General features: G+C 45.6%; 20 protein-coding genes. All 20 read right to left on the minus strand.

Going from position 1 to position 16,873, the window contains the following annotated elements:
* Positions 1 to 33: 33 nt before the first annotated feature.
* Positions 34 to 1,116, minus strand: a complete 1,083-nt coding sequence (aroB, locus tag SATMO3_RS19435) for a 3-dehydroquinate synthase (protein WP_371371386.1) — start codon at positions 1,114 to 1,116, stop codon at positions 34 to 36.
* The gene (locus SATMO3_RS19440; protein WP_371371387.1) at positions 1,097 to 1,630 is read right to left on the minus strand and encodes a shikimate kinase; all 534 of its coding nucleotides are present in this window, start codon (positions 1,628 to 1,630) and stop codon (positions 1,097 to 1,099) included. The genes aroB and SATMO3_RS19440 overlap by 20 nt, the downstream gene beginning before the upstream one ends.
* 29 nt (positions 1,631 to 1,659) lie before the next feature.
* On the minus strand, positions 1,660 to 3,000 hold the full coding sequence (locus SATMO3_RS19445) for a type II secretion system protein GspD (protein WP_371371388.1): 1,341 nt from the start codon (positions 2,998 to 3,000) through the stop codon (positions 1,660 to 1,662).
* A gap of 3 nt (positions 3,001 to 3,003) precedes the next feature.
* Positions 3,004 to 3,378, minus strand: a complete 375-nt coding sequence (locus SATMO3_RS19450; RefSeq protein ID WP_371371389.1) for a hypothetical protein — start codon at positions 3,376 to 3,378, stop codon at positions 3,004 to 3,006.
* Between the two features lie 182 nt (positions 3,379 to 3,560).
* Positions 3,561 to 4,634 carry a chorismate synthase gene (locus tag SATMO3_RS19455; protein ID WP_371371390.1) on the minus strand — a complete coding sequence of 358 codons (1,074 nt, stop codon included), beginning with the start codon at positions 4,632 to 4,634 and terminating at the stop codon, positions 3,561 to 3,563.
* 12 nt (positions 4,635 to 4,646) lie between these two features.
* On the minus strand, positions 4,647 to 5,255 hold the full coding sequence (locus SATMO3_RS19460) for a type 4a pilus biogenesis protein PilO (protein ID WP_371371391.1): 609 nt from the start codon (positions 5,253 to 5,255) through the stop codon (positions 4,647 to 4,649).
* 2 nt (positions 5,256 to 5,257) lie between these two features.
* A complete protein-coding gene (locus tag SATMO3_RS19465) occupies positions 5,258 to 5,788 on the minus strand; it encodes a PilN domain-containing protein (protein WP_371371392.1) in 531 nt (176 codons plus the stop codon).
* Positions 5,775 to 6,887 carry a type IV pilus assembly protein PilM gene (gene pilM / locus SATMO3_RS19470; RefSeq protein ID WP_371371393.1) on the minus strand — a complete coding sequence of 371 codons (1,113 nt, stop codon included), beginning with the start codon at positions 6,885 to 6,887 and terminating at the stop codon, positions 5,775 to 5,777. The genes SATMO3_RS19465 and pilM overlap by 14 nt, the downstream gene beginning before the upstream one ends.
* Positions 6,874 to 7,146, minus strand: a complete 273-nt coding sequence (locus SATMO3_RS19475; RefSeq protein ID WP_371371394.1) for a late competence development ComFB family protein — start codon at positions 7,144 to 7,146, stop codon at positions 6,874 to 6,876. The genes pilM and SATMO3_RS19475 overlap by 14 nt, the downstream gene beginning before the upstream one ends.
* Positions 7,146 to 8,168: a hypothetical protein gene (locus tag SATMO3_RS19480; RefSeq protein ID WP_371371395.1), complete on the minus strand. Its 1,023-nt coding sequence runs from the start codon at positions 8,166 to 8,168 to the stop codon at positions 7,146 to 7,148. Before SATMO3_RS19480 ends, SATMO3_RS19475 begins: the two co-directional genes overlap by 1 nt.
* 18 nt (positions 8,169 to 8,186) lie before the next feature.
* Entirely contained in the window at positions 8,187 to 8,726 is a 540-nt protein-coding gene (locus tag SATMO3_RS19485) for a PilW family protein (RefSeq protein WP_371371396.1), read from the minus strand.
* Between the two features lie 27 nt (positions 8,727 to 8,753).
* Entirely contained in the window at positions 8,754 to 9,167 is a 414-nt protein-coding gene (locus SATMO3_RS19490; RefSeq protein WP_371371397.1) for a hypothetical protein, read from the minus strand.
* Between the two features lie 24 nt (positions 9,168 to 9,191).
* A complete protein-coding gene (locus SATMO3_RS19495; RefSeq protein WP_371371398.1) occupies positions 9,192 to 9,677 on the minus strand; it encodes a Tfp pilus assembly protein FimT/FimU in 486 nt (161 codons plus the stop codon).
* Positions 9,653 to 10,381, minus strand: a complete 729-nt coding sequence (locus tag SATMO3_RS19500) for an A24 family peptidase (RefSeq protein WP_371381760.1) — start codon at positions 10,379 to 10,381, stop codon at positions 9,653 to 9,655. Before SATMO3_RS19500 ends, SATMO3_RS19495 begins: the two co-directional genes overlap by 25 nt.
* Positions 10,382 to 10,491: 110 nt before the next feature.
* Entirely contained in the window at positions 10,492 to 10,869 is a 378-nt protein-coding gene (locus tag SATMO3_RS19505; RefSeq protein ID WP_371371399.1) for a type II secretion system protein, read from the minus strand.
* A gap of 30 nt (positions 10,870 to 10,899) precedes the next feature.
* Positions 10,900 to 12,117, minus strand: coding sequence for a type II secretion system F family protein (locus tag SATMO3_RS19510; protein ID WP_371371400.1), 1,218 nt, complete (start codon positions 12,115 to 12,117; stop codon positions 10,900 to 10,902).
* 90 nt (positions 12,118 to 12,207) lie between these two features.
* On the minus strand, positions 12,208 to 13,266 hold the full coding sequence (locus SATMO3_RS19515) for a type IV pilus twitching motility protein PilT (RefSeq protein ID WP_371371401.1): 1,059 nt from the start codon (positions 13,264 to 13,266) through the stop codon (positions 12,208 to 12,210).
* Between the two features lie 11 nt (positions 13,267 to 13,277).
* Complete coding sequence (locus SATMO3_RS19520; protein ID WP_371371402.1) at positions 13,278 to 14,960, minus strand: GspE/PulE family protein; 1,683 nt, start codon at positions 14,958 to 14,960, stop codon at positions 13,278 to 13,280.
* A 271-nt stretch (positions 14,961 to 15,231) separates the two neighbouring features.
* Positions 15,232 to 16,086: a shikimate dehydrogenase gene (locus SATMO3_RS19525; RefSeq protein WP_371371403.1), complete on the minus strand. Its 855-nt coding sequence runs from the start codon at positions 16,084 to 16,086 to the stop codon at positions 15,232 to 15,234.
* Complete coding sequence (locus SATMO3_RS19530; protein WP_371371404.1) at positions 16,083 to 16,871, minus strand: carbon-nitrogen family hydrolase; 789 nt, start codon at positions 16,869 to 16,871, stop codon at positions 16,083 to 16,085. The genes SATMO3_RS19525 and SATMO3_RS19530 overlap by 4 nt, the downstream gene beginning before the upstream one ends.
* Between the last annotated feature and the right edge of the window lie 2 nt (positions 16,872 to 16,873).

Here is a 16,873-nt window from a genome sequence, read left to right on the forward strand (position 1 = left end):
CATCCCATGTTTACTCAATTCCGTTCATAACAGTTATGTAATTTCCGCCAGCGCAGCCATGACAGCCTCGCCCGGCACGCCACGGATTATTTTTACTTGTCCGATACTGGTCATTAGAATCCAGCTAACCTCACCGCTAACAACTTTCTTATCTCGTGCCAGATAACGCATTAGTTCTTCCGGCTGATACCCGGGCGCTTTTAGCGGTAAACCCAATCTGCCAAGCAGCGTTTTCAGCCCTTCCATATCCTCCGGCGCGCACATATCCAGCTTTCTACTGACAATTGCCGCGGCATGCATACCTATGGCTACCGCTTCCCCGTGGCTGTATTCCGAGTAACCACCGGCAGCTTCAACAGCATGGCCAATAGTATGCCCAAGATTTAATATCATCCTGAGGGAAGTTTCCCGCTCGTCCTCGGCCACAACTTGCGCTTTCAGTTGACAGCATGTTTCGATCACATTGGCTAAAATGGCAGGACTTCGTTTCAGCAACGCTTCTGCATTTGCGGCTAAGTAAGCAAAAAAATTCCGGTCCGCAATAACACCGTATTTAACAACTTCCGCCAAACCGGCTTTTAATTCGCGTTCCGGCAATGTATTTAAAACCTCAGGATCAATAACAACCAAACTCGGCTGGTAAAAACAGCCGATTAAATTTTTCCCCAGCGAATGATTAACAGCCGTCTTGCCGCCAACGCTAGAATCCACTTGTGCCAGGAGGGTAGTCGGCACTTGAATAAATGGCACCCCCCGCAAATAAGTAGCAGCTGTAAAACCGGCCAAATCGCCGACAACACCGCCGCCTAAGGCAATAATCGCCGACTTACGGTCAAGCCCCATACGAATAGCCTGGGTAAATACAATATTAGCAGTATCCATTGATTTGGATGCTTCACCGGCAGCCACCGTTAGCACTTCCGGTTGATAACCGGCTGCAACAAGGTTATCTGCTAATGTACCGGCATAAAGCGGTCCGACATTTTCATCTGTAACAATAAGCGCTTTCTTCCCTAGCGGCAGAGCGTTCATCAAGCTGCCTGCCCGGTTTATTCCGCCGGCATTAATATGGATGGTATAACGGTGTTGAGCTAAATCAACACTGACTTCGCCCACGCAAGTGCCCCCCTTCCCGTAAAAAAACAATAATTTTTTCGGCCACCTGATGTGGCGACATACAACTGGTATCAATAATGTAGTCAGCTTTCATATATAAGCAGGCACGCTCCTTAAATAACCAGGCTACTCTTTCGGCCCGATCCTCGCAGTCAAGCAGCGGCCTTACACCACGGCGGGAGGTTCTTTCCAGAATGGTGTCCAGCGAGGCAGTGAGTGAAACTATGACACCGGTATTTTTTAGCCTGATCATGTTTTCCTGTTTTAAGACAACTCCCCCGCCGGTGGCAATAATCGTATTGGTATAACGTGCTAACCGCGAGATGGCATCACGCTCCAACTGACGAAAGTGCGTCTCACCGTAAAGCTGAAAAATATCGCTAATCGCCAGACCGGTCTCCTGCTCAATCTTTTTATCTACATCAATAAAGGGACGGTTCAGACGTCCCGCCAATAACCGTCCGGTACTGGTTTTGCCTGTACCCATAAAACCTATTAAGACTATATTTTTCATGACATTCCTCCGCAAGCAGTCGTACCCGGTTACTTAACAATACGCGGGGTAAGAAAGATAACGACTTCAGTATCATTACGGGATTTGCTAAAATTTTTAAACAGCGCGCCAATCATCGGCAATTCGCTGAAAAAAGGAACTGCTTTTTTTGTCTCGTTGTCTGTTGTGCCGATTAAACCACCAATGACCATGGTCTGCCCGTTTTTAAGCCGTACAGTTGTTTCCGCTTCACGGGTAGTTATTTTGTAAGCTTTCATATCAGATACCAAAGTTGCGCTGCTAACCTCAGTCCGCACATCTACCGTAATAAAATCAGCCGAGTTTATCCGCGGCAAAAAGGTGAGTTTTATCCCGGCGTCTACATACTCAATGGTTGTAGTTGTTGCCCCGTCCTGAATCTTATCGACCAGCACGGGAATCCGGTCACCAATTAAAATTTGCGCACGTTTCCCATCTATAGTGGTCACCTTTGGCTTGGCAAGCACTTTTGCATCGCCGTTACTCACAAGAGCATTAATTTTAGCCTGATAATAGAATTCATACGGGTATCCCTCCGGATTACGCCCAAATTGAATTATCCCGCTGTTTTTCGCTCTGGCAACAGTAACATTGCCCTCCTCGTCAATTGTTCGTTCAGCATATTGCGGAGCTGTATCCCAGGACCATTCAATGCCCAAATCCCTGTTTTTTTCTTTACTTATCGCCAATACCTCAGCTTCTAAAGAAACTTGCTGATAGGGTATGTCGAGTTCATTAAGAAGTCCCTGAATCTTCTCAGCTTCCGCCACAGTGCCGAATAATATCAATGAATTCGTTGCATAGTCTATTGTCAGACGATCTAACTCTGTCGATTTCTCTCGAGATGTTACTTCTTGCGTAGTGGTAACACTGTTTTTAGCACTGTTTTTCTGAGAATTGATGCTTCTTATGCCCGAACTCCCCTCAACTGTCGTTTCTCTCTGCCCCTTCTTTTCACCAAAGAGAATAGAGAGAATCGTATCCTTGACAGAATCAGGATTGATAAATCGTAATTTAAATATATGTACAGACCCGAAACCTCTGCCAATTTGATCAGCAATGCCTACAATAAGAACATTATCGACTTGGTGATAGGTAAGTCCTTTCATTTTACAGACCAAATCCACAGCAGACTCATAGGCAACATCTTCTAACTGAATGGTAATAGTCCCGTTTACTGTATCATCCAATAGTATATTTACTTTGCCAATTGTGGCCAAAGCAGTTAGTACGTCGCGGACTTCACCGTTAATTACCTGCATGTTTACCTGAGGTTTTGCGGCGGCTACTCCTGTCGTTGAAAAAAACACAAGCCCTGCTGCTAATATCATGGCTTTAAACAAACAGCTCATACTTTACCTTTCCAACTCCAACAGCAAAGTGCTTCGCCCTTTTGGCCCCAAAAGCACAGTGGCAGCGGACTCTATCGCAATTAATTGATAGGGTCCGATGAAGTCGTTAATTCTATAGGAACGGCTGCCGCCGGCATACTTAATAATGGCGACCTTTTGTCCGCCACCGCTTATAATACCAACTAAGACCAGTGGTATTGCCGGTGGTTCGGCAGCTTGCCCGGAAGACAGAATATCTGCTGTGTTTTTTCTCTCAGGTGCTGCAGCTGGCAATGCTGCAAAAACCGGACGAAATTCTGTTGGAATAGCAAATACGTCCCGTACTGTGGCGGGAATCCCGTATCCTCGAGGCAGGATGGGTTGAGATGAGGGTCGCACAATAGCAGAATTATCCTGTGGGAGTCTACCCTGAGAACTTCTGGAAATGGCAGTAACGCCAGACAGGCTAAAAAAATATATAATTAGCATTATTAAACAACAACCTGGAATAATCCAAATTCCGTGCTGTTGGCGTTGCAGCCTTTGTCCTGCCATAGCTCCTCCAAAACACTTATCCTTTGCTATTTATTAATTCGTGCCTTGTAGCTTTCCAAAGAATTTTTTAAATCGCCGATACTGTCACCGCCGAACTTTTCCAGCAAGGCTTGCGCCAATACTATAGCTACCATTGCTTCAGCAACAACGGCTGCAGCCGATACGGCACATACATCACTTCGTTCGGTATTGGCCTTAACTGCCGCTTTATCAGCGATGTTGACAGTAGCAAGCGGCTGCATAAGTGTCGGAATAGCTTTCATCACAGCTTTTAGTACAATGTCCTCACCATTACTTATACCGCCTTCAATGCCACCGGCATTATTGGTCCGGCGATAAAAGCCCCGGCTGTCATCATAGTATATTTCGTCATGAACCTTACTGCCGGGTAAGCCGGCGTAAGCAAAACCTGCGCCGAATTCGACACCTTTGATTGCTTGAATAGACATGACTGCGGCTGCCAGACAGGTATCAAGGCGTCTGTCCCATTGAACATGACTGCCTAAGCCTGCAGCCAAACCTGTAGCTGTTATCGCAAATATGCCGCCGAGTGAATCTCCAGCCGCCTTTGCTTCGGCCACGGCGTCTATCATGGCTTGTTCAGTATGTGCTCCACCGATATTTAATACTTTTGAGGTTATCGTTATGCCAGCTACAGACAAGAGCTGTTTGGCGATACTGCCAACAGCCACGCGGGCCGCAGTTTCGCGGGCGCTTGCCCGCTCCAGAATATCCCTTATATCCTCCCGCTCATATTTCAAAATACCCGGCAAATCGGCATGACCGGGTCGTGGCGCCGTCACCTTTTCACCGTATGGTTGGCCAAAAGCAGACATTCTATCCTGCCAGTTTGTCCAGTCACGATTTGAGATTACCATGGTCAGCGGACTTCCGAGCGTATTGCCAAACCGGACTCCGGACATTATCTCCACTCTGTCATTTTCAATCTTCATGCGGCCACCCCGCCCAAAACCTTGCTGCCTGCGGGCTAAGTCGGCATTAATTTGGTCTATATCCAACACCAGACCAGCCGGAACACCTTCGATAATGGCAGTCAGGGCCGGACCATGCGATTCACCGGCTGTCAGAAATCTAAACATTAGTAACACCTCTTAAAAAAATAGATTATGATTGCTTAACGAATCCTCGCGTGATGACGGCGGCGGAACAGCTCCGTTTGAGACACCATAACTGTATATTACCAGTAAGAGTTTTATCTCCAGCTTTTCTTGCCTAGCCTCTATATGCGCATTGAGAACCGAGTTAAATCGCCGGCTGCTCTCAAGCTTCTGCAAAAACTCAAGGAGCTTGGTGTACGAACCACTTAATTGAACCTCAATAGGAATCTCGCTATACCCGGCTTTATTTTTAGGCCCTAACGGCTTAACGCCTGTCAGTTCTATGCCACTTAGTTTGGCCAGTTGCTCCATTTCCTTTAGGAATTCCCCAATCTCCGGCTGATTAGGCAGTTTTGCATCTGCCCAGCCTAATCGTTGGTCCAACTTCTGCAAATGTTGTTCTGGCTCAGGATGTTTCAGAACAAACTCCTCAATTACTTTTACCTGCCGAAGTTCTGCTTGGTACAGATTGGTTAAGAACACGATTCGCTCACGTTGCAACATTATTATTCCCAAAAAGAGCAAGGCTGTGAGTACGATGAAGGCTACCACGATGGCTAGAGCCTTATGCTTACCAGTTAATTGAGCATTCGATACCACCACAGTTAGATCTCCTTGAGTTTAACCGTTAATTCAAAATGGGTAAATGATTGTTTATTATCCTGTTCTGTTTTTATCAGAATCGGTTCGCCCAGCAGCTCATCCTTTTCAAGAATGGAGATAAAGGCTGCCAGGTCTGGATATGTGCGAGTATTACCTCTTATTATTAAAACATTTCCCTCACCTGTCTTAAGCTCTGTAAACCATATCTGAGACGGGGTCACTATTCCGAGCTGAGCCAATATCGCACTCCAGGGCTTTCGTTCTGCCGTAATTTTAATTAATCTGGTATGTTTCTCCTGCAGAATACTCTGCTTGGCAACGGCCAACTGCATTTTTTCCTGAGCTGGCATGAGTAGCTCATATTGCTGCCGCACAGTATTAACTTGCTTTTCTAACGACCATATTCTGCAACTGTTGTAAATAACCAGACCACAAAACAGCAGTATAAGCGGCAACATGAGCAGCATTGCTGCTCGCCGCACAAGCCATCCACAAGGTCTTTGCGATATTGGCAGTAAATTAATTGTAATCATAACTGCCTCTGTACATAGCAAGTCCAATCGCTACCGCTAACTGTGGTGCAAAGTCGTGCAAGAAACGCTTGTCTATCGACTGGCTAAGACTAATGCCGGCAAGCGGCTTATGCTTCAGGAGTACAATATCGCCAATGTGTTCTGAAAGATGCTGATGTAAAATTTCCAGCTTTGTGCCACCACCGGTAAGATACACTCGTTCAATTGAGGCTTTTCGGTTTTGCAGTTGTAAATATTCGAGAGTGCGCCGCACTTCCCGGGCAAATTCAGTCACCAGTTCTTCAAAGCGGCGGGCTACAGCAGAAACTTCTCCCTGAGAAATTGGAGAGTTTAACTGGCCTGCCGGATACTGCTTTACACGTTCAGCTTCCGTATATTCAAGAGTGAATGACTGCATAATTATCTCGGTAAAGTTTTGCCCGCCAATAGGCAAAAACCGGGTAATCACCGGAATTGATTCCTGAAAAACAATAACCCGGGATACAGTCTTGCCGATATCAAGTATCACCGTATTTGCATCCTCAGAACCAGATAATGTCCTCGATAATGCCAAAGCTTCAATATCAACTGCGATCGTTTGGCAGGCAGCCTCTGTTAAAACGCCAGTCAGGGAATCCACAAGCCTACGTGGCGCAGCCACCAACAGAACCCTCAGTTCTGTTTCATTTTCTCCTTGCCCGGCTATTGCAAAATCGTGATAATAGCTGTCGGGCGCAAAGGGTATGTACTTTTCCATATCCCATTTTATAGCCTCTTTTAATTCCTTGATACTCATTGCTGGAAGTATTACCTCCCGCACAAATACAGCGCTGCCGGATACCGCCACAACAACATTGCGGGATACGATGCCGCTATTTGTTAATAAGCTGCTGATTGTGGCCGCGAGCTCGGCAGGCTTGGCTACATAGCCGTTTTCTATTAAACCAGGCGGTAAATCAGTTAATCCTGCTGCTTTAAGTACAGGCTGACCGGCGATGAGGGCTATTTCCACTGCTTTAATACAGCCTGTCCCGATATCAATACCAACAATATTGGCGGGCGGTTGTTTCAGCCATTGACTTAATCGTATTCTATACCTGCTCAGGTCAGGTAGCATCATGTTGCGGCTGGTTGGCAACAATCTGTACAGCATGACTAATGGCTGTATAAATATCAATATTAAACTGCTGCTCTAACGCTTTAATTCTCGTGAATGTCTCCCCCTGCGTCGTCACAGTATACCGCGGCGGTAGAAAGTTAAGGGCAAGAGCAACAACATCAAAACGGCATTTTTCACAATTGCATATGGTTCTATGATTATCCATTACTTCGTCTAGGCGTTCCCAAACCAGGTCTTCCATATAGTTTTTAACTTGCATTAATTTTCCTCCGAAAAATTATTGTCGTTATACGCACTTATGGTAAATGGTTGTCCCAAATAGGGCGCAAATGCCTTGATAACTTCCTGATCATAGGTTACACTGCCATCTATAATCAGATTTCCTCTGGATATAATACTGCCATATATTTTCGCCGAATGGGTTATTAAAGAGTTGCCGGTTCCGCAAGCTATTAAAATAGCACTATTAATATTACCGTTCACTTCAATCTCTTTAGCTGAAATAATTCTCAGTTTCCCGGTAATATGGGCATCACGATTTATTATAACTTTGCCATTAGCATAAATGGTAGCCAAACTGTTGGCTGCAGTCACTAAACTACCGCCAACAGTAAAATCTCCATTCACATAATATATGCCTGCAAGACCGGAAACAGCTTCCCCGCTACTGATAAGGTTCGGCAGTGAGGGTGAAGCGCTGTAGTCAATATATGTACTGTTCGGGAAGTTGAAATTCTTCTGATTGGGACGCACCCCTCCTTGGACAGACTCATTTTTAGCAGTAACAGGGCCTCTGCTGCAAGCCAAACCTTGCAATACTCTGCTGCCATCGTTTATATTCACTGAAGAATCCGAATACGCGGGAAAGGCATACACACCTAAAGGAGTAACCGCTAACACAGCCAGGCGTCTTGCCGCTGTTTTCTCACTATCACCGACAATGCCGGACGATTTTATTTTATACGTGTTCCATAAGCCGGTTATCTCAACAGCAAAAATACCTGCTGTAGGCGTTCCTGCATTTTTAAGCTGTGATTTAAAACTGCCACCCGAAGCAGTCACATAATCATGCTTAGCCTTTAATTTGACAATTGCCCACTGAACTCCTGCTTCCGCTAAATACTGTGCAGCAATACCGTTACGATATTCTCTGCTGATATCCAGTTCAGTTACACTTAATGTAATAAACGTCCCGCCTAAGACAAGCAATACTGCCATATTAATAAGAGCCAATATCCCGGCTGAACCTTGCTCCTGGTTTACTCTCCACAAACCTTGCATGGCTAAAGCACCTCATCTTCACCTAAGAACCCGGGGCAAGCTGACAACCGCAGAAGCGGTTTCCCACGTTTGCCCGGTAGCAGTATCGGCTGCATAGATCGTAATAATTATATAATTGGTGTCTGTGCCATTAGGCTGCGTAAATAACGGTTCACCGTTAGCATTAATAATAATGCTGCTACCGCCTTTGATATTGTCCCCTGTTACCGGCTGTGGCGTAGAGTATGGCGTTACGCCGCTATGATATAGCTTATGATCAGCGCCCACATTATACCTGTAAATGTAATCCTGCTGATTTCCCGGTCTTACATTTCGATACGTAATGGATTTATTACTTTCCAGCATGTAGGTGTCACCATAGCGTAAATTCCTAACCATACTATCAAGAGCAAATCTTGCGGTTTGTTGCACTTCCGACCGGCTTATGCCTGCCTTCCAGGCAGAAAGAGCCGTTGTTAAAAGTCCCAAACTTGCCGGTAACAACAGCACAATAAGCATGAGAGCAATCACCAGTTCCACCAAACTGACACCGCTTTGCCTGTTCAAAATACTCTTCATCCAGCGTCTCTCCCGGAAACTGATATATTATATTTTTGAATAAAAGGCTGTTAAAGCAACCTTATATATTTTTTCGCTGTGAGACCACGTCACAACAACAACTGTTTCAATCAAATTACTATCCTCCACACTTGTGCTGGCGGTAGTTGTTACATAATACGCTACTCCTTTAATATTCACAGGTAATGTTTCAGAAGCATCCTGCCACTCAAGTCTAGCCGGCAAACTCGGGTCCTCCCAATAACTCGGAGGCTTACGCTTCAATAGTTCCAGCTGTTTCTGGGCTAAATTTGTTGCAGCCGTGTACTCAGCAGCATTCTTATTGCCCAGGGTGGCTTGAGCGAAAATTCCTGCGATGGTCAGCAGGGCTATTCCCGTAATCATGACCGCCAATACTACTTCGGCCATAATAAAACCATTCCTTACACTGAGTTTTTCCATTGCTTTCAGCCTCTGAAGCATGCACTACTCCATTCGTACCCGCCCCCGCGAGTCGATTATTATTTTCCGGTTTAAACCGGATATTTTTGTACTATGAAGCGTAACCGTAGTCCCGAATCGCTCGGGTTCTTCCGGCAATCCGCCTGTATTAAAGGAAATATAAGAATTAACCACTGAAACTGACGCTGGAAGTTTCACAGTCTTGCGGCTGCGGGCACTAACCGTAACAGAATAACTATAAGGAGCGCTCGAGGAAAATGTCATACGGGGTATAACACCCTCGCCTGTATTAATTGACAATTGCTGCATCCAGCGCAAATCCGCCATTAATTGCCTGGCTGTATTATCAAGCTCATACCTGGCAATTGATGTTCCCAATTTAGGTATCGCCAGCGCGGCAGCTACACCAAGAATACTAATAAGCAGTACTATTTCAATAAGCGTAAAGCCGTCCTGCTGCAGTAACCTGACGCCGGCAGACTGTTTTACCGGAAGCTTTGTAGATACCATTGAATGATCACTTCCCCGCACAAAGCGCTGACAAACGCGCCTATCGCAATAAACGGCCCAAAGGGTATAAAATCTTTACGGCTTATTCGTTTTGCAGCAAGCAACAGCAAGCTGACTGTCCCGCCGGTAATAAAAGCCAGAAACAATGTTAATATAGTAAGTTTTAAGCCCAACCACAGCCCGACTGCCGCTATAAACTTAATGTCGCCATCCCCCATCCCGCCCTTTGTCAGTATAGCAATAAGCAGCAATGCAATCCCGCCGGCCATCCCTGCGGATAACATCTCGAATAGAGGCAAATCGCCACTATAGAAATTTATTACAAGCCCTGTTATCGAAAACCAAATCAGTACATTATCCAGAATTAGCTTATGATCATAATCAATAAATGCAATTATCATAAGGAATGAATTGAAGACAAGCAATTTTATAAAATTATTACTTGCAGCATAATAAAAGCACGTTAAAAACAGCATTCCCGTTATAATTTCAACAACCATGTAGCGAGATGAAATAGAAGCCTTACAATAGCTGCATTTTCCGCCCTGCCAAAGGTAACTTACTATCGGAATTAATTCGGTAAAATTAAGAGAAGTATTACACTGTGGACAGTATGATGCCGGTAATATAATGGATTGTTTCCTCGGCAGGCGGTAAATACAGACATTAAGAAAACTCCCGATACAAAAGCCAAATAATACCATACATATGCTTTCCAATTTAATCCCCTGTACCTTATGTGAATTCTATGGCCAAATTTGTCTAGTACAGACAAAAATACCTTTTCCAATCATCGAATTCGTTATAAAGCCACTTACTTCTCAGTCCAATCGGCATAATATTTTTTGCTATTAATCGTAGCTATAGCCCGACCATCTAAAATATCATAATTAACGACCTGGTTCTGATATTTGAAACTTTGGTCGCCCTCGGTTAGCGTTGAGGTGAAATAAGCGGCCAAGGAATTAATAGAGGTAGGAACTGACCCGGTTTGAGTATAGTATTGGGCAATCGCACTGTCTATCGACCTGAGATCGGCCTGAATCCTGGCTTTAGTTGCAGCATCTGTTGTACTGGCGAATTTAGGAACGGCAATTGCGGCTAAAATGCCGATAATAGAAACTACAACCATTAGTTCCACTAAAGTAAAGCCCCTCTGCCCCCGGACCTTTTTGCTAATACCTGTCAACATGGCAGCCTGCACTCCTTTCATTCCTTAGGACTACTGGGGAATCCTGGTAACAATATCAAACATAGGCAATACGATTGACACTACAATAAAGCCAACCATTACCCCAACTATACTTATCAAAACAGGTTCCAAAATACTGCTTAACCGGCTCACCAGATCATCAACATCACTCTCGTAAAAATCAGCAACCTTTTCCAGCATTTTATCCAAATTGCCGGTTTCTTCACCTATAGCAATCATTTGTACCGCCATAGGCGGAAATACCGTACTGGCACCCAGAGTTGATGCAATCCCGGAGCCTTGGCGAACACTGCTTTGGGCACTGTCTATCGCTTGAACTATTATGAGATTGCCGACTGTCTTCTTTACTACTTCAAGTGCGGCAATCAGCGGCACTCCTCCCCGTACGAGCGTGGCCAGCGTCCGGCTGAAACGGGCAATAGCCAGCTTACGCAGTAGTTGGCCTGACACCGGCAGCCAAAGCAATACCCGGTCTAGGATAATCCGGTATTTTAAATGATGCGTTGCGAGCATCACGCAAGTACCGGTAAGAAACAGGCCAACTGCCAGCCATACCCCAACTTCAATGATAAAATTGCCGGCACCCAGGATAATACGCGTTATTAGCGGTAGTTCAAGCTGCATATCTGTAAACATTTTTGCAAAAACCGGCAATATATAGATCAAAATAAAAGTCCCGCACAGCAGCGCCAGTGCGACAACAAACCCGGGATAAATTGTCGCAGTGGTAACCCGCTCCTTAAGCTTGTGCTCTTTTTCGTAGTGAATCGCCAAACGATTTAGTATTTTATCAAGCACTCCGCCTTTTTCACCGGCTGCGATCATACTAATCATTACTTCCGGGAAAATCCGGGCATGTCGACACATAGCCTGCGAGAGCATCTCCCCCTCCTGGACCTTTTTAAAAACAGTTCGCAAGGCAGCTTTAAGCTTTGCATTATGTGTTTGCTCAATAAGCACATTCAAGCATACCAATAATGTTAAGCCGGCATCTACCATAGCGGCAAACTGCCGGCAAAATCCTGCCAAATCCCTGGTGGTTACCGGTTGTAAAACATATAACCACGATTGAATGGAACCCAGGTGACTTTTCGCTTTTATCTGCGTAACAAAATACCCCTTATCCCGAATATAGGCAGCCACTCCCGCTTCGGTTTCGGCGATAATCTCGCCTGACAATAATTGCCCGTTTCTGTCCCGGGCTTTATAACGATAAAACTTTGCCACAGGGATGCACCTCAAATTGTTTGCGATAAACTTTACTGCCTGCCGGCCTAATAGGTAACGGCAAGAGGCCTGTCTGCCCGGTATGCTTCTCTACTTATTAGTTAAATAAATAAAATTTTCGGCATCGCTGGCTCTGGATAAAGCTTCTTCGTAAGATACTATTCCTTGCCTATATAAATTACGTAACGATGTATCCATGGACTGCATGCCCTTTCCGCCGCCGGTCTGAATAACAGAGGGCAGTTGATGCGTTTTTCCTTCCCGAATAAGATTACGCACGGCAAAATTAGCGATTAATATCTCCAAGGCGGCTACCCTTCCAGGACTATCCCGTCGCCTTAAAAGCTGTTGTGCAACAACTCCCTGCAATGTAAGTGCCAGCTGCGCCCTAACTTGTTGCTGCTGATGCGGTGGAAACACATCGATAATGCGGTCAACCGCCTGTGCGGCTTCGCCGGTATGCAAGGTAGCCAAAACCAGATGCCCGGTTTCAGCAGCCGTAATAGCGGTGGTAATTGTCTCAGCATCACGCAGCTCACCAACCAAGATGACATCGGGATCCTCCCGGAGTGACGCCCGTAGAGCACTGTGGAAGGATATAGTATCGGTATTAATTTCCCGCTGGCTGATGATACTCTTTTTATGGCTGTGCAGATACTCAACCGGATCTTCAATCGTTATGATATGGCAAGTACGTTCAGTGTTAATTAAATCAATCATAGCCGCCAAGGTTGTCGATTTGCCGCTGCCGGTTGCGCCGGTAATCAGTACCAGCCCGCGCGGCGTACGGGCCAGCGCTGATACTATCTCAGGAAGACCTAATTGTGCTAATGTGGGCACCTGCTCCGGCACTACCCGGATAGCAACGGCAATAGAACCGCGCTGCCGGAAAGCATTTACCCGAAAACGGCTTAAGCCTGGTATAGCATAGGAAAAATCTAATTCTCCAATACTTCGAAACTTTTCCAGCTGTTCAGCCGTTGTCAGCATAGCAAGTATTGCCTGGCTGTCCTCCTTCTCCAGCAGCGGGTATTCTGTAGTTGCTAAATTCCCTTCAATCCTAAAAATAGGAGCAAGCCCTGCGGTCAGATGAATATCTGATGCCTTTGCCTCAACAGCTTCCTGTAATAACCGTTCTAACTTAAACATATGGTTTTTTCCTATCTTGTTTCCGCACAGGAAACCCGTATGACTTCACTTATTGTGGTAATTCCGTTTATTGCCTTGTCAGTACCATCCAGACGCATTGTTTTCATGCCTGCCTCCACAGCAATTTTTTTCAAAGCATCGCTGGAAACTTTTTGATTTATGGCGTCACGCAAAACCGGGCCTACTGTCATTACCTCATGGATGGCCATTCGGCCGGAATAGCCGGTCTGATTGCAATGCGGACAGCCTAGTCCCCGGTATAATACACCTATAGTTTTAATTTTGTCTTCCGCAATCCGCCGTTCGGCGCATTCGTTATCAGGCGTATAACTTACTTTACACTGAGGACATATGACCCGTATTAGCCGCTGGGCCACAATTCCCAAGAGGGAAGATGCCAGTAAATATGGCTCTATCCCCATATCAAGCAGCCGGGTGATAGCTCCCGGTGCATCGTTGGTATGCAGTGTACTAAAAACCAAATGCCCGGTAAGCGCAGCCCTGATCGCAATATCGGCCGTTTCGGTATCTCTTATTTCACCCACTAGTACAACATTGGGATCTTGGCGTAATATTGACCTTAGCCCTTTAGCAAAAGTTAAACCGGTCCGGAGATTTACCTGTACCTGATTAATGCCGTTTAACTGGTATTCTACCGGGTCTTCAATTGTGACTATATTTTTATCCGGGGTATTTAATGTGGTCAAAGTTGAGTACAAGGTTGTCGTCTTACCGGCGCTAGTCGGGCCGGTTATAAGTATCATCCCAAAGGGCTGACGATACAAACTATAATAAAGATTAAAGTTTTCCGGAGTTAGGCCTAACTCGCTGATGGCGAGCGAAATTGCCTTTTTGTCAAGTATTCGCATAACTATCTTTTCACCAGTTATTGTTGGCAAAGTAGATACCCTAATGTCAATATCCCGGCCATATTCCTGAACCTTTATCCGGCCATCCTGCGGTATTCTTTTTTCAGCTATGTCCATATCGCTCATAATTTTTATCCGGGAAACAATAGCTGCATGCAAACGTCGTGGAAAAGAAACGACCTCCCGGAGAAAACCATCGACCCGGAACCGTACTCGCAAAGCAGTTTCCTGCTGCTCGAAATGAACGTCACTTGCCCGTTCTTTGACGGCCCGGCTGATAATGGCATTAACAATATTAACTACCGGCGCATCCTCAGCTATATGTACTGCTTCCCGGTTATCCGGATCATCAGTTTTCAACTTGCCAACTGCCTTTTCCACCAGTTCGTGAACACCATACGCCTGATTGATTGCCCGCATAATCTCACGTTGTGAGGCAATTACCGGCCTGACTTCACACCCTGACACCATGCGCACATCATCAATAGCATAAAAGTTTGTGGGGTCAACCATAGCTAATGTCAGCTGGCGTCCATTTTTTTTAATGGGAATGACCTGGTACCGTTCAGCTAAGGACATAGGTATGGCTTCTGCAACCTTGCTGGACACATCCATAGTTGCCATCTCAATATAGGCTACACCTAAATGAGCTTCCAGATATTCCAGCAAGCTTGTTTCCGTTATATACCCCAGCTGAGATATTACTTTGCCCAGCCAGTCACCTGTCTCTTTTTGAATTGTCAGCGCCTGCTCCAATTGTTCTAAGGTTAAAATCTTTGCTTCCATTAACATAAAACCCAAATTGTCACAATTACTACTCACCATGTTTTTCGCCTCAATATTCGTTGTGCAGAGAAACGCCCAAAAGAAAACAAAAAGCAACCGTTACGGCAAACATTTAAAACTTTGCCTTGTTATCGGTTGCTTTTACCAGTATTGACATTAAACGTCATCTTAGTGCCTAATACATTATTCTTATTATGAAATTTCAGTAACAAATTGTAAAATCTGGTTAATTGAAAATATCTATTCTGCCAATGTTAGTAAAATCCTGCTTGCAAATATATATTTTTTGTTAAATATTGGTGAGATATCATTATTTGCCTAGTGAACTAAGTAAGGCCTGCCGCATAACGTCTCTTGGCGCTTCACAACCTGTCCATAATTCAAATGCCAGTGCGCCCTGTTCAAGCAGCATACCTTCGCCGCCCACCACCATATGCCCACGGCGTACACCTTCCGTCATAAACGGAGTCATAGACGGATTATATACTAAATCAGAAATAACAGCTGACAGTGGTACCACTTCCCAGGGAATGGGCGGTTGGGAGAGAAGATCCGGATACATTCCCAGCGGTGTAGTATTAATAATAATATTGGCTTTTAGCAGGGCGGCAGAAAAAGCCTGGCTGTCCCATCTCACTCCGCTTACAGGCGTTCCCACTGAAAACAAAGCGGCAATAGCAGCCGCCTTCTCTAAATCACGCGCGCCAACAGTAACAGAAGCTATATTCGCGCCGATAAGGCCGGCGATTACAGCTCTCGCAGCACCGCCTGCCCCCAAAATAACAGCATGTTTTCCCGTTACGTCAACACCGGCCAGTCTCAGTGCCCCAACATAACCGCCGGCATCTGTGTTATGGCCGATTAAACGTCCGTCTTTAAATTGTATGGTGTTGACCGCACCAACTAATTGCGCACTTTCGTCAATCGCATCAAGATAGTTCAGTATCGCTACTTTATGAGGGATAGTAATATTTACGCCGGCAAAGCCTAAAGCTTTGAGACCAGCAATCGCGTCGCCCAGCAATTCCGGCGGTGTGGCGAGGGGCAGGTACACGTAATCTAAGCCGCAAGCGGCAAAAGCCGCATTGTGCATAATTGGCGATAATGAATGGCCGAGCGGCCAGCCGAGCAATCCTACTTTTTTTGTTTTGGCAAATATATTCATACACTGGACTCCTTATATACATCCGGTCGGCGATCTCGAAAAACCGACATGGCCTGTCGCGTTTGATTGACTCTGTCAGGATCAATCTCACCGTAAATAACGGCTTCCTCACTGCCTCCTTCGGCGATAATCCTGCCTTCAGGATCAACAAGCAATGAATGACCATAGAAAGCAGCACCCTTATGTTCACCGACACAATTTACGGCACACAGATACATACTATTCTCAATAGCTCTCGCCTGAACCAGCGTCCGCCAGTGATCACCCCGGACGGCCGGCCACTCGGCAGGTACAAAGGTAATTTGGGCACCGCTAAGCGCCAGTGACCGGAACAATTCCGGGAAGCGTAAATCATAGCAGATCCCCAGTCCGGCAGGAATAGTTTCTAATGTAAACAATTCCAGGGAACTTCCGGCTGAGAAAAATCTTTCTTCCCCATACATACTGAATAAATGTATTTTATTATAAGCAGCAACAACGCTGCCCTGTTTATTAAAGACCAGCGAACTGTTATAGATTTGATTGCCAATATTGAGCGGCAAAGATCCGGCGATAATATTGACGCAGTAATCCCGCGCAATACCAGCCAGCCGGGTTACGAGCGGTCCATTTATCGGTTCAGCAACCAGCGACACATTTTTAAGTGCGTAGCCAATTGTCCAGATTTCAGGCAAAATAACGGTGTCAGCTTGCCGGGCAGCCTCCTGGATAAACGCAAATCCTTTCGCTTGATTACCTTCAGCATCACCGGCGACAACTTGCATCTGAAGCATTGCTATTTTCATTT

Source organism: Sporomusa aerivorans (genome assembly GCF_041428895.1).
Taxonomy (GTDB): Bacteria; Bacillota; Negativicutes; order Sporomusales; family Sporomusaceae; genus Sporomusa; species Sporomusa aerivorans.